Genomic DNA, 12,631 nt, shown 5'->3' with positions numbered 1-12,631 from the left:
GGAGGCTTGAATGTCCGGCATTCCACATCCGGTCGACCTGTCAGTGAAACCCGAGGTCACACCGTTCTTCGATCGCGCCACCAACACCGTCAGCTATGTGGTCAAGGACCCAGACTCGCGGGCCTGCGCGGTGATCGATTCGGTCATGGACATCGACTATGCATCGGGGCGCATCGCGCCGCATTCGGCCGACGAGATCATTCGCCTGATCGAGGATCGCGGCTGGCAACTGGACTGGCTGATCGAGACCCATGTCCATGCCGATCATCTGTCGGCGGCGCCCTACATCCAGTCAAGGCTGGGCGGCAGGATCGGCATCGGCGCCAACATCAGGATGGTGCAGGAGACGTTCGGCAAGATCTTCAACGAAGGCACCGAGTTTCAGCGCGACGGCAGCCAGTTCGACCGCCTGTTCCATGATGGCGACACCTACCGGATCGGCGCAATCACCGCCTTCGCCATGCATACGCCGGGGCACACGCCGGCCTGCATGACTCATGTGATCGGAGACGCCGCCTTCGTCGGCGACACGCTATTCATGCCGGACGGCGGCTCGGCACGCGCCGACTTTCCTGGCGGCGATGCCCGCACGCTGTATCGCTCGATCCGCCGGGTGCTGGAGCTGCCTGACGCGACGCGGCTGTTCATGTGCCACGACTACGGTCCAAACGGCCGCGACATCCGCTGGGAAACGACGGTGGCCGAGCAGCGCGCGCACAACATCCACGTCCGCGACGGCATCACCGAGGATCAGTTCGTCGCCGCCCGCGAGGCGCGCGACCGCACCTTGGACATGCCCAAGCTGATCATCCCCTCCCTGCAGGTGAACATGAAGGCGGGACGGCTGCCGACGCCCGATCAGGACGGCCGGCGCTTCCTGAAAGTCCCGCTCAACGCACTCTAGGGCACCCCTCGCCCCACCGACCACGCGGCAGACGTCGCGGCTCGGCTTTCCCATTTGGCAACGGCCGGGCACCGGCGCGGCACGCCACTCCGGAGCATCGCAGGATGACCTTGTCCGCTGCCCAGCTTGCGCTCGGCTCGCTGTCCGGCTCTTTCGTCGGATTCACGCTCGGCCTGATCGGCGGGGGCGGATCGGTGCTGGCCGTGCCGCTCATGGTGTATCTGGTCGGCGTCGGCAATCCCCACGTCGCGATCGGCACGAGCGCGGTCGCCGTGGCGATCAACGCGGCGGCCAATCTCGCCAATCATGCCGGCTCCGGGAACGTCAAATGGCCTTGCGCGCTGGTGTTTGCTGCAACGGGCGTGGTCGGCGCCTTCGCTGGCTCGACGCTCGGCAAGATGGTCGACGGTCAGAAGCTGCTGCTGCTGTTCGCCCTGGTCATGATCGTGATCGGCCTGTTGATGCTGCGCAGGCGCGGCACGAACAGCCAGCTGGACGTCAAGCTTTCGCGCGACAATCTGCTGCCGCTATTGGCATTCGGTTTCGGCACGGGAACACTGTCCGGCTTCTTCGGCATCGGCGGCGGCTTCCTGATCGTTCCGGCTCTGATGTTTGCGACGGGCATGCCGATCCTCTACGCGATCGGCTCCTCGCTCGTGTCCGTCACGGCGTTCGGACTGACGACCGCAGCAAACTACGCGCTGTCGGGACTGGTCGACTGGGCGCTGGCGGCGACCTTTCTCGTCGCCGGCATCGCCGGTGGCCTGGTCGGTGCGAAGCTGGCGGCTCGCCTGTCCGGTACACGCGGCACCTTGAACAAGCTGTTTGCCACGGTGGTGTTCGTGGTGGCAGCTTACATGATCTATCGGAGCTGGTCGGCACTCGGCCACTCCGCATAGCCTGGCATGGTATGAGCCGGAGGCCGGCATCGAGGCCGGACCGGCGCGCCACGTCCTCGCAGCGCGCCCGGGACCTCAACTCGACGCGGGCCCGCCTATGCCGCGTTGCTGCCTTCCTGGCGGCTGGCTTCGAACAAGAACCAAGTGCGGCGCTCGGTCTCGTCGATGAAGGTCTCCAGCAATCCCGCGGTGGCGGGATCGTCATTGTCGTCGCACAGCCCGTGCGCTTTCCGCATCGCAGCCGCGACGTGCTTGTTGTCCTCCATCAACTCCCGCAACATCTCGCGCGGCGGCACATACTCCTCGTTGTTGTCCTTGATGGTCTGCAGCTTGCTGATCTGGCTGATCGATTTCAGCGTGGTGCCACCGAGCTTGCGCACGCGCTCGGCGAGCTGGTCCGTGGTGGCAAAGATCGCGTCCGACTGCTCGTCGAGCATCTCGTGGTAGTCATGGAAATGCCGTCCGCTGACGTGCCAGTGGAAGTTCTTGGTCTTCAGATAGAGCGCAAAGGCGTCCGCAAGCAGCGTGTTCAATGCCGTCGAGATCTTGTTCACGGCATCCGGGGACAGATCGGTCGGGGTATCGAGCTCGGGGGCGGTCTTGTCGGTCTTTGCTTTACTCACGGCTTGGCCTTCCTGTTAGAAGCAGCGATGGACACGGATGATCGGACCCGTTAACGCTCGCTGACCCCTCCAGTTCCGATCAAGGAACTGTGTTTGCCGGAACCCGCCATGGACGACTGGATCGATTATTACGATTCCACGCACACGATCTATGCGAGCAAGCTGCATCGCGACCTGCACTTCGAGGGGATCGCGCGCGACATCGTCGGCTATATTCCCTCGCCCGACGCGGTCGTTCTCGACTATTCCTGCGGAGAGGCCCTGTCGGCCGCGAAGGTCGCCGACGCCTGCATGACGCTCATCCTGGCCGAGCCGGCGCCGGGCGTGCGCGGCCGGCTGATCGCGCGCTTCGCCCCCAACACCAAGATCCGCGTGCGGTCGCTGGACGAGCTGCGCAACATGCAGGAAGGCTCGATCGACCTCGTGGTCATGAACTCCGTGGCCCAGTACATGAGCGAGGCGGAATTCGATGCAGCCCTGGCCGTGATCAAGCGGCTGCTGAAGCCGTCGGGAAAGTTCGTCCTCGGCGACGTCCTGCGTCCGGACGTCGGCATGGGCCGTGACGTGCTCGCGCTGCTGATGTTCGCGGCGCGGGACGGCTTCCTCAAGGATGCCCTGGTCGGGCTGGTCGCCACTGCCCTGTCCGATTACCGGCAGTTGCGGACCAAGGTCGGCCTGCAGCGCTACAGCGAGGCCGAGATCCTGGCACGGCTGAAGAAGGCCGGCCTCACTGCCGTCCGGGCGCCGAAGAATATCGGCCACAATCCCTGGCGCATGACCTTCGTGGCGCAGCCGGCAATGGGAACCGTGTGACCGGCCGACCCGACCAGCCCACGCGGTGGCCCAACATCGAGCAACCGGATTAGGGTTAACTGAAACACGGGCTGGCTCACGCGGCCGTGAGAGGTAAGATCACCCCCGGCCCGGTGGCGGAAGCTACGACGCGAAGAGCGGTGCAACGCTCTTGAACCTGGTTCAAGTCCAGGCCGGGCCTCCAGCCGTCGCTGCCGCGCAGCTTCGGCTCGGCGAGCCAGCGACGGCGCCGCGCCCCTCAGACCCTCTTCGGCCAAATTGGCCGTTGATTTCGGCCCAAAACCCTTTTCGCTCAGAGGAAACTGGTCTAAAGACCGCTCGCGCGCGAGCAATGGTCGCGCCTTGGCCTTCGGGGACGCGCGGCACGCGCGCCCTTTTTTTGTGCCCAATTCCTGCCCGTTTCTTGCCCGTGAGCTTGAATGCCGAAACGAACCGACATCTCGACCATCCTGATCATTGGCGCCGGTCCGATCGTGATCGGCCAGGCCTGCGAATTCGACTATTCCGGTACGCAGGCGGTGAAGGCGCTGAAGGAGGAGGGCTATCGCGTCGTCCTCGTCAATTCCAATCCGGCCACGATCATGACCGATCCGGAATTGGCCGATGCGACCTATATCGAGCCGATCACGCCGGAGATCGTCGCCAAGATCATCGAGAAGGAACGCCACGTCATCCCCGGCGGCTTCGCACTGCTGCCGACCATGGGCGGGCAGACCGCGCTGAACTGCGCGCTGTCGCTGCGCCGGCAGGGGACACTGGAGAAGTTCGACGTCGAAATGATCGGCGCGACGGCTGACGCGATCGACAAGGCCGAGGACCGCCAGCTGTTCCGCAATGCGATGGAGAAGATCGGGCTGCAGACGCCGAAGTCGCGGCTCGCCAATGCGTCGGCGCTGAAGAAGCAGTATCGCGACAAATACTTGGCCGAGCGCGAGACGCTGTCGGGCGCCGCGCGCGACGAGCTCGACCGGCAATGGACGCTCGGCGAGAACGAGCGCCGCAAGCGCTATCAGGAGCATGCGCTGGGACAGGCGCTGATGGCGCTGTCCGAGATCGGCCTGCCCGCGATTATCCGTCCCTCCTTCACCATGGGCGGCACCGGCGGCGGCATCGCCTACAACAAGGAAGAATATCTCGACATCATCGAGCGCGGTCTCGATGCCTCCCCCACCAACGAAGTGCTGATCGAGGAATCGGTGCTCGGGTGGAAGGAGTACGAGATGGAGGTCGTCCGCGACAAACACGACAACTGCATCATCGTCTGCTCGATCGAGAACCTCGATCCGATGGGCGTGCACACCGGCGACTCGATCACGGTGGCGCCGGCGTTGACGCTGACCGACAAGGAATATCAGATCATGCGCGACGCCTCGCTGGCGGTGCTGCGCGAGATCGGCGTCGAGACCGGCGGCTCCAACGTGCAGTTCGGCGTCAACCCGGCCGACGGCCGCATGGTCGTGATCGAGATGAATCCGCGCGTGTCGCGCTCCTCGGCCTTGGCCTCCAAGGCGACCGGCTTCCCGATCGCCAAGGTCGCGGCCAAGCTCGCGGTCGGCTACACGCTGGACGAGATCGCCAACGACATCACCGGCGGCGCGACCCCGGCCTCGTTCGAGCCGACGATCGACTACGTCGTCACCAAGATCCCCCGCTTTGCCTTCGAGAAATTCCCGGGCGCCTCGACCACCTTGACGACCTCGATGAAGTCGGTCGGCGAAGTCATGGCGATCGGCCGCACCTTCCAGGAAAGCCTGCAAAAGGCGCTGCGCGGCCTGGAGACGGGCCTCACCGGCCTCGACGAGATCGACATCGAGGGGCTCGGCCGCGGCGATGACAAGAATGCGATCCGCGCCGCCCTGGGCACGCCGACCCCGAACCGCCTGCTCCAGGTGGCGCAGGCGATGCGCCTCGGCTGGTCGGACGAGGACATCTTCAACTCCTGCAAGATCGATCCGTGGTTCCTGGCGCAGATGCGCGGCATCGTCGAGATGGAGGACAAGGTTCGCCGTCATGGCCTGCCGCCGAATGCCAGCGGCATGCGCACGCTGAAGGCGATGGGCTTCTCCGACGCGCGGCTCGCGGTGCTCGCCAACACCACCGAAGCCGAGGTCGCCGCCAAGCGGCAGGCGCTCGGCGTCCGTCCGGCGTTCAAGCGAATCGACACCTGCGCAGCGGAGTTCGCTTCGCCGACCGCCTACATGTATTCGAGCTATGAGACGCCGTTTGCCGGCGCTCTCGGCGACGAGAGCGCGCCGTCGGACAAGAAGAAGGTGATCATTCTCGGCGGCGGCCCGAACCGGATCGGCCAGGGCATCGAGTTCGACTATTGCTGCTGCCATGCCTGTTTCGCGCTGGCCGATGCCGGCTACGAGACCATCATGGTCAACTGCAATCCGGAGACGGTCTCGACCGACTACGACACCGCCGACCGGCTGTATTTCGAGCCGCTGACGGCCGAGGACGTGCTCGAGATCATCGCCACCGAGCGCAAGAACGGCACCGTGCATGGCGTCATCGTGCAGTTCGGCGGCCAGACGCCGCTGAAGCTCGCGCGCGCGCTCGAAGCCGCCGAGGTACCGATCCTCGGCACCTCGCCGGAAGCCATCGACCTGGCCGAGGACCGCGACCGCTTCAAGCGCATCCTCGACAAGCTGCATCTGAAGCAGCCGAAGAACGGCATCGCCTATTCGGTCGAGCAGGCGCGCCTGGTGGCGGCCGATCTCGGCCTGCCGCTGGTGGTGCGCCCATCCTATGTGCTCGGCGGCCGCGCGATGCAGATCATCCGCGAGGACAACCAGCTCAGCGACTACCTGCTCGGCACCCTGCCGGAGCTGGTGCCGGCCGACGTCAAGGCGCGCTATCCCAACGACAAGACCGGCCAGATCAACACGGTGCTGGGCAAGAACCCGCTGCTGTTCGACCGCTACCTGTCGGACGCCACCGAGATCGATGTGGACTGCCTTTCCGACGGCAAGGACACCTTCATCGTCGGCATCATGGAGCACATCGAGGAGGCTGGCATCCATTCCGGCGATTCCGCCTGCTCGCTGCCGCCGCATTCGCTCGACGAGGCGACCATCGCCGAGCTTGAGCGGCAGACCCGCGAGCTGGCGCTCGGGCTCGACGTCGTCGGCCTGATGAACGTGCAATATGCGATCAAGGACGGCACGATCTACGTGCTCGAGGTCAATCCGCGCGCCTCGCGCACGGTGCCCTTCGTCGCCAAGGTGGTCGGCACGCCGGTCGCCAAGATCGCGGCCCGGATCATGGCGGGCGAGAAGCTCGCCGATTTCGGGCTGACCAAGCGCGCGCTCAAGCATGTCGGGGTGAAGGAATCGGTCTTCCCGTTCGCCCGCTTCCCCGGCGTCGACACCGTGCTCGGCCCGGAGATGCGCTCCACCGGCGAGGTGATGGGCATCGACCGCTCGTTCGCCGTGGCGTTCGCCAAGAGCCAGCTCGGGGGCGGCACACGCGTGCCGCGCAAAGGAACGGTGTTCGTGTCGGTGCGTGAAAGCGACAAGGCGCGCATCACCGAGGTGGTGCGGATGCTGCACGAACTCGGCTTCAAGGTGGTAGCGACTTCCGGGACCCAGCGCTTCCTGACCGACCAGGGCGTGCCGACCGAGAAGATCAACAAGGTGCTGGAAGGCCGGCCGCACATCGTGGACGCCATCACCAACGGCGACATCCAGCTGGTCTTCAACACCACCGAAGGCCCGCAGGCGCTGGCCGACAGCCGCTCGCTGCGGCGCGCTGCCCTCTTGCATAAAGTGCCGTATTACACCACTCTTTCGGGTGCCGTGGCGGCCGCGCAAGGCATCCGTGCCTATCTCGGGGGAGACCTTGAGGTCCGCACCCTGCAGAGTTACTTTTCCGAAAACTAATCGCAGCGTGCGGGCGAACGCCCGCTAAGCGGTTGGCAACAATCGGCAATAGAAGCTTTCAGGAACTCGCCGCCCCGTTCGATGTTGTACCGGCCTTTGACGGGACGGTCTTGCCGGGCCTTGAGGCTTTGCTTTGAGCCGCAAAGGCCTATTCTGAAGATGCTGATCGTGCGCGCCCCCGCCCGCACGACTGAAGGACGAGAAGAGATGGTGGAAAAGGTTCCCATGACTTCGATGGGCTACGCCGCGTTGGAGAACGAGCTCAAGCAGCGCCAATCGGTGGACCGTCCGCGCATCATCGAACATATCGCGGAAGCGCGTTCGCATGGCGACCTGTCCGAGAACGCGGAATATCACGCCGCCAAGGAAGAGCAGTCTCACAACGAGGGCCGCATCGCCGAGCTCGAGGACAAGCTCGCGCGCGCCGACATCATTGATGTGACCAAGCTCTCCGGCGACACGATCAAGTTCGGCGCGACGGTGACCCTGATCGACGAGGACACCGAGAAGAAGACGGTCTGGCAGATCGTCGGCGAGGTCGAGGCGGACGCCAAGAAGGGCAAGATCTCGATCACCTCGCCGCTGGCGCGCGCGCTGATCGGCAAGAAGATGGGCACTACCGTCGAGGTCATGGCGCCCGGCGGCGCCAAGTCCTACGAGATCGCCAAGGTCGAGTGGCGCTGAGGACCCGAGGCACCGGAGCGGTGCCTGTAACCGTTCGGACGAAACCAGGGCTGCGCGAAGGCGCGGCCCTTCGTCGTTTGGCCGGCCGCACTGCGGCACAATGGCGTTCGGCAGCACACGGTCAATTCATCGGGCTCCAGGCCACACGCCGGTGACGGGCTTTCGGGAATGAGCTAGTGCAGAACCGACGAGCCGTGCCGGGAGGATGGGTCCGGTCCGTCGCATCATGATGGCTTTGATTGGGGGATGATCGACATGGAGCAGATGTTCTCGAAATGGCAACCGGCTGTACTCAGCCTGTTTCGCTTCGTCACGGGTCTGTTGTTGTTTCAATACGGCGTGGCGAAGATCTTCAAGTTTCCAGTGCTTCCGTATTTCGCAAACATTCCGCCGCTCATCTATACGGCCGGCCTGATCGAGCTCGTGCTGGGCGGATTGCTGATGGTGGGTCTGCTCACGCGGCCCGTCGCGTTCATTCTGTCGGGTCAGATGGCCTTCGCCTATTTCCTCGGTCACATGTTCAAGACAGGTGAGCCGGTGTGGCTGCCGCTCCTGAACAACGGCACCGCGGCAATCGCATTCTGCTTCTCATGCCTTTATCTGGCGACGGCCGGCGGGGGTCCGATCAGCCTCGACGCGATGCTGCGTAAGAAGGCGTAGGCTTTCACTCACAGTCATTCCGGGGCGCCTCGAACGAGGCGACCCCGGAATGGCGGTGGGCCTAGCTGCGTCCCTTGACCTCGAGCGGCACCGCCGCCTCGTATTTCGAGTTGTGCAGCACCAGGGACGTTCGCACGTTGCGCACGTGAGGTGCCGCCGTCAGGTGGGTCACGAACTCCTGAAACGTCGCCATGTCCGGCGCCACGCATTTCAGGATGAAGTCCACCTCGCCGGACAGCATCCAGCATTCCCGCACCAGCGGCTCGGACCGCACGAACTCTTCGAACGCCTTCAGGTCGGCGTCCGCCTGGCTCGACAGGTGGACCGAGGCGAACACGGTCACGTCGAAGCCGAGCTTGCGCGGGTCGAGCAGGCCCCGGTAGCCGGTGATGTAGCCTTCCTCCTCCAGGGTCCGCACGCGGCGCAAGCAAGGCGGCGGCGAGATGCCGACCCGCTTGGCGAGCTCGACATTGGTGATCCTGCCGTCGGCCTGAATTTCGCTCAGGATTTTGAGATCGATCTCATCAAGATTCTTGGACACGGGGATTGTGGGCTCTGGCGGAACAGGAGGAGGCGCAGGGGGCGCCGGGCGACGATGGGCAACTCTCTTAGCGCAAGCCGGTCAATCCACGCAATTTTATTGCTTTAGATTTCCCCTGTTGACCGGCTCGTGAAGGGAAAATTCGCCGAGATGCGTTGCAATTCTTGCATAGCTTGCCAGATGGCTTAGACTTGGATTTGACATTTTCGATGGGGCTTCGGAGCGTTTCTTCAGCGCATTCCGCTCGCTGCGTCGGTAATCCTCCCTTTTCCAGCGAGTCTTCGGCCACATGCAAGCTCCGATCCATGCCAAAGTCGTCATCATCGGTTCCGGCCCTGCTGGCTATACGGCGGCGATCTACGCGGCACGAGCTATGCTGGAGCCGGTGCTGATTCAGGGCATCCAGCCAGGCGGCCAGCTCACCATCACCACCGACGTGGAGAACTATCCGGGATTTGCCGACGTCATCCAGGGTCCCTGGCTGATGGAGCAGATGGAAAAGCAGGCGACGCATGTCGGCGCCCAGATCAAGACGGACCTCGTGACCAAGCTGGAGCTGGGACAGCGTCCGTTCCGCCTGACCTGCGACTCCGGTGACGTCTACCTCGCCGAGACCGTCATTCTGGCGACCGGCGCCCAGGCGCGCTGGCTCGGGCTGCCGTCGGAGGAGACGTTCAAGGGCTTCGGGGTCTCGGCCTGTGCGACCTGTGACGGCTTCTTCTATCGCGGAAAGGAGGTCGTCGTCGTCGGCGGCGGCAACACCGCGGTCGAGGAAGCGTTGTTCCTGACCAATTTCGCATCGACCGTCACCGTCGTACACCGGCGCGACCATTTCCGCGCCGAGCGCATCCTGCAGGAGCGGCTGTTCAAGCATCCCAAGATCAAGGTCGTCTGGGACAGCGCCCTCGATGAGATCTGCGGCGCCAGCTCGCCATCCAAGGTCACGCATGTCCGGCTCAAGAACGTCAAGACCGGCGCGCTCACCGAGCTGCCCGCCGATGGCGTGTTCGTTGCAATCGGCCACGCGCCGGCAACCGAGCTGGTCGCGGGGCAACTGAAACTGAAGCCTTCCGGTTACGTCGAGGTGGCGCCGGGCTCGACCGCGACCTCCGTTCCCGGCGTGTTTGCGGCCGGCGACGTCGCCGATGAAACCTATCGGCAGGCGATCACCGCAGCCGGCATGGGCTGCATGGCCGCCCTCGAGGCCGAACGCTTCCTCGCCCACGCCGCGAGCGAACGCGCCGCGGCGGAATGAACTGACGATGCCACGATCACGGGATGGATTTACGGATATGGATTGGGACAAGCTAAAGGTGTTTCACGCAGCGGCGGAAGCAGGCAGCTTCACGCATGCCGGGGAGCAGCTCGGGCTGTCGCAATCGGCGGTGTCGCGCCAGGTCAGCGCGCTCGAGCAGGAGCTCGCAGTCTCGCTGTTCCACCGCCATGCCCGCGGGCTGATCCTGACGGAGCAAGGCGACCTCCTGTTCCGAACCGCGCATGACGTCTTCATGCAGCTGCAGGCGGCGCGCGCCAAGCTGACCGACAGCCGCGAGCGCCCGAGCGGCGACCTGAAGATCACGACCACGCCGGGCGTCGGCATCAACTGGTTGATCCCGCGACTCGGAGAATTCACCGCCCTCTATCCGGAGATCCGGATCTCGCTGATCGTCACCGACGAGGAGCTTGATCTGTCGATGCGCGAGGCGGACGTGGCGATCCGCACCCGCAAGCCGACTCAGCCCGATCTGATCCAGCGCAAGCTGTTCGCGATCAGCTTCCACGCCTATTGTTCACCGGAATATGTCAAGCGCTTCGGCACGCCGCGCACGCTCGACGAGCTCGATGATCATCGCATCATCATGCTGGCCGACGGCCAAGTCGCGCCGCATCTCCAGAACCGCAGCTGGCTGGTCGATGCCGGCCGCAACGGCTCCGGTCCGCGCGAGGCCTATTTCAGGGTCAACAACATTCTCGGCCTGGTCCGCGCCTGCCAGCAAGGACTCGGCATCGCCGCGCTGCCGGACTACCTCGTCGAGGAAAACAGCCGTCTCGTGCAATTGTTCGGAGAGTCGGATTCGATCCAGCTCGACACCTACTTCGTCTATCCCGAGGAATTGAAAACGGTCGCTCGCGTTCAAGTGTTCCGTGACTTCGTCGTGAGCAAAGCGCAGCGCTGGCCGGCGTAAGATTGTGCATGTCTGACATGCGGCTTGCATGGTTGCTGCGACGCCATGCGAGAGCCCATACTGAGGATGTGCTGAGCGTTGGCGTTGCGCATTGTCCCCCTCCTCCAGTGGCGCGAGCGTTCAGAAATCCCTCTTGGAAGGTGATTGTGTCGGCCGCTTTGGCCAATACCTCCAGCCGGGCTCATTTGGGCCCGGCTATTTTTTTGCCGAATGTTTCCGTGTCGTGCCCGATGCGGCGTTGACAGCATCGCCCGCACCGCGCATCTAGATCTTATGTCCACGTCTTCGCACGCCAAGTTGTCGTCGAAAAAAGCTCCCCTCCCGGGGACATGTGGACGCGCGCGCTAGAATCTCTCGAATTCACCGCCGCATCACCAGCCCCGCCGCGAGGACGGGGCTTTTTTTGCGTGTCCCGTCTCCGGCTCCTGCCAACCCAAGGAGATGGACCATGACCGACGTTACGACCCGATTGCAGGGCCTCTGGCTGCCCCTGATCACGCCGTTCCGCGATGGCGCGCTCGACGAACCATCCTTACGCAGTCTGGTTCGGCACTACGCCGCCAAGCGGATCGATGGACTGGTGCTCGGTGCCACGTCAGGCGAAGGACTGGCGCTGTCATGGGACGAGCGCGCCCGTCTGATCAGCGTGGTCCGGGACGAGCTCGACACCACCGGCCGGTCGCTGCCGATCTGTCTTGGTGTCGGCGGCGTGGCGACGGCCGAGGTGATCGAAGCGCTCGACCGAACCGCGTCATGGCCGATCGACTTCTATCTGATCTCGAGTCCGCCTTACGTGCGTCCGTCGCAGCGCGGCCTGCTGGCGCATTTCACCGCGTTGGCTGACCGCACCGCCCATCCGATCGTGCTCTACAACATTCCCTATCGGTCGGCGGTCGGCCTCGACAACGAGACGTTGCTGCAGCTCGCCGAGCATCCCGCCATCGCTGGGCTCAAGGATTGCTGCGCCAACCGCACGCAGACGCGCGACCTGATCACGCGCCGGCGCGCTGGCTTTCATATCCTGACGGGCGAAGACGCCCAGAGCTTCGATGCGCTGCAGGCCGGTGCCGACGGCGCCATCCTGCTCTCGGCACATCTGGAGACCGAGACGTTTGCCGCAATCCTGCAGCACGTGAAGGCCGGCCGTCACGACGCGGCAGCAGCGTGCTGGGCGCAGGTCGAGCATCTGACGCGGCTGCTGTTCACCGAGCCGAGCCCCGCACCGGCCAAGTACTGGCTGGCGCGCACCGGCGTCATTGCGAGCCCCGAAGTGCGGCTGCCGATGGTGGAGGTTGGCGACGACCTCGCCGCACGGTTGGATCAGCAGATCGAGCGGCGCCAGCCGACGACCACGCAGAGCCGCGTTGCCTGAGCACGCCCCAACCTATTCGCCGGCTCTGCCTTGCCTTCCCGATCGGAACGGCCAGGCAGAGCCGC

Annotated in this window: 11 protein-coding genes and 1 tRNA gene; 10 read left to right on the top strand and 2 right to left on the bottom strand. The window is 64.5% G+C overall.

Going from position 1 to position 12,631, the window contains the following annotated elements:
• Positions 1–10: 10 nt before the first annotated feature.
• Positions 11–904, top strand: a complete 894-nt coding sequence (locus tag ACQR13_RS29830; protein ID WP_315754619.1) for an MBL fold metallo-hydrolase — start codon at positions 11–13, stop codon at positions 902–904.
• A 104-nt stretch (positions 905–1,008) separates the two neighbouring features.
• On the top strand, positions 1,009–1,803 hold the full coding sequence (locus ACQR13_RS29825) for a sulfite exporter TauE/SafE family protein (RefSeq protein WP_315754621.1): 795 nt from the start codon (positions 1,009–1,011) through the stop codon (positions 1,801–1,803).
• Between the two features lie 95 nt (positions 1,804–1,898).
• Here ACQR13_RS29825 and ACQR13_RS29820 read toward each other — a convergent pair whose 3' ends face one another.
• Positions 1,899–2,426 carry a Dps family protein gene (locus ACQR13_RS29820; RefSeq protein ID WP_315717516.1) on the bottom strand — a complete coding sequence of 176 codons (528 nt, stop codon included), beginning with the start codon at positions 2,424–2,426 and terminating at the stop codon, positions 1,899–1,901.
• 108 nt (positions 2,427–2,534) lie between these two features.
• Here ACQR13_RS29820 and ACQR13_RS29815 point away from each other — a divergent pair, with 108 nt between their 5' ends.
• The 5 genes from ACQR13_RS29815 (at position 2,535) to ACQR13_RS29795 (ending at position 8,467) form a co-directional block, all read left to right on the top strand.
• Positions 2,535–3,239: a class I SAM-dependent methyltransferase gene (locus ACQR13_RS29815; RefSeq protein ID WP_315754623.1), complete on the top strand. Its 705-nt coding sequence runs from the start codon at positions 2,535–2,537 to the stop codon at positions 3,237–3,239.
• Positions 3,240–3,346: 107 nt separating this feature from the next.
• Positions 3,347–3,423: transfer RNA gene (locus ACQR13_RS29810), tRNA-OTHER, on the top strand.
• 235 nt (positions 3,424–3,658) lie between these two features.
• Positions 3,659–7,123, top strand: coding sequence for a carbamoyl-phosphate synthase large subunit (gene carB / locus ACQR13_RS29805; RefSeq protein ID WP_315717518.1), 3,465 nt, complete (start codon positions 3,659–3,661; stop codon positions 7,121–7,123).
• Between the two features lie 207 nt (positions 7,124–7,330).
• The gene (gene greA, locus ACQR13_RS29800) at positions 7,331–7,807 is read left to right on the top strand and encodes a transcription elongation factor GreA (RefSeq protein ID WP_315717519.1); all 477 of its coding nucleotides are present in this window, start codon (positions 7,331–7,333) and stop codon (positions 7,805–7,807) included.
• A gap of 255 nt (positions 7,808–8,062) precedes the next feature.
• Entirely contained in the window at positions 8,063–8,467 is a 405-nt protein-coding gene (locus tag ACQR13_RS29795) for a DoxX family protein (RefSeq protein ID WP_315717520.1), read from the top strand.
• A 61-nt stretch (positions 8,468–8,528) separates the two neighbouring features.
• On the opposite strand, the gene ACQR13_RS29790 is transcribed toward ACQR13_RS29795, so the two are convergent.
• Complete coding sequence (locus ACQR13_RS29790; RefSeq protein WP_015664493.1) at positions 8,529–9,008, bottom strand: Lrp/AsnC family transcriptional regulator; 480 nt, start codon at positions 9,006–9,008, stop codon at positions 8,529–8,531.
• A gap of 289 nt (positions 9,009–9,297) precedes the next feature.
• Here ACQR13_RS29790 and trxB point away from each other — a divergent pair, with 289 nt between their 5' ends.
• The 3 genes from trxB to dapA all read left to right on the top strand — a co-directional run bounded on the left by trxB (position 9,298) and on the right by dapA (position 12,566).
• Entirely contained in the window at positions 9,298–10,263 is a 966-nt protein-coding gene (gene trxB / locus ACQR13_RS29785; RefSeq protein ID WP_315717521.1) for a thioredoxin-disulfide reductase, read from the top strand.
• Positions 10,264–10,270: 7 nt separating this feature from the next.
• Positions 10,271–11,194, top strand: a complete 924-nt coding sequence (locus tag ACQR13_RS29780) for a LysR family transcriptional regulator (RefSeq protein ID WP_315717522.1) — start codon at positions 10,271–10,273, stop codon at positions 11,192–11,194.
• A gap of 448 nt (positions 11,195–11,642) precedes the next feature.
• Positions 11,643–12,566 (top strand): 4-hydroxy-tetrahydrodipicolinate synthase, encoded by a 924-nt coding sequence (gene dapA, locus ACQR13_RS29775; protein WP_434863495.1) that lies wholly within the window; start codon positions 11,643–11,645, stop codon positions 12,564–12,566.
• The last annotated feature ends 65 nt before the right edge of the window (positions 12,567–12,631 follow it).

The sequence above is a fragment of the Bradyrhizobium sp. HKCCYLRH3059 genome, from assembly GCF_051168035.1.
Lineage (GTDB): Bacteria > Pseudomonadota > Alphaproteobacteria > Rhizobiales > Xanthobacteraceae > Bradyrhizobium.
This window is presented reverse-complemented; position numbering and strand designations above follow the sequence as displayed.

Bases quoted from the DNA above. Each gene is read 5' to 3' on its own strand.
- ACQR13_RS29795 (WP_315717520.1), top strand. From the start codon at position 8,063: ATGGAGCAGATGTTCTCGAAATGGCAACCGGCTGTACTCAGCCTGTTT.
- dapA (WP_434863495.1), top strand. From the start codon at position 11,643: ATGACCGACGTTACGACCCGATTGCAGGGCCTCTGGCTGCCCCTGATC.
- ACQR13_RS29780 (WP_315717522.1), top strand. From the start codon at position 10,271: ATGCCACGATCACGGGATGGATTTACGGATATGGATTGGGACAAGCTA.
- ACQR13_RS29830 (WP_315754619.1), top strand. From the start codon at position 11: ATGTCCGGCATTCCACATCCGGTCGACCTGTCAGTGAAACCCGAGGTC.
- greA (WP_315717519.1), top strand. From the start codon at position 7,331: ATGGTGGAAAAGGTTCCCATGACTTCGATGGGCTACGCCGCGTTGGAG.
- carB (WP_315717518.1), top strand. From the start codon at position 3,659: ATGCCGAAACGAACCGACATCTCGACCATCCTGATCATTGGCGCCGGT.
- trxB (WP_315717521.1), top strand. From the start codon at position 9,298: ATGCAAGCTCCGATCCATGCCAAAGTCGTCATCATCGGTTCCGGCCCT.
- ACQR13_RS29825 (WP_315754621.1), top strand. From the start codon at position 1,009: ATGACCTTGTCCGCTGCCCAGCTTGCGCTCGGCTCGCTGTCCGGCTCT.
- ACQR13_RS29815 (WP_315754623.1), top strand. From the start codon at position 2,535: ATGGACGACTGGATCGATTATTACGATTCCACGCACACGATCTATGCG.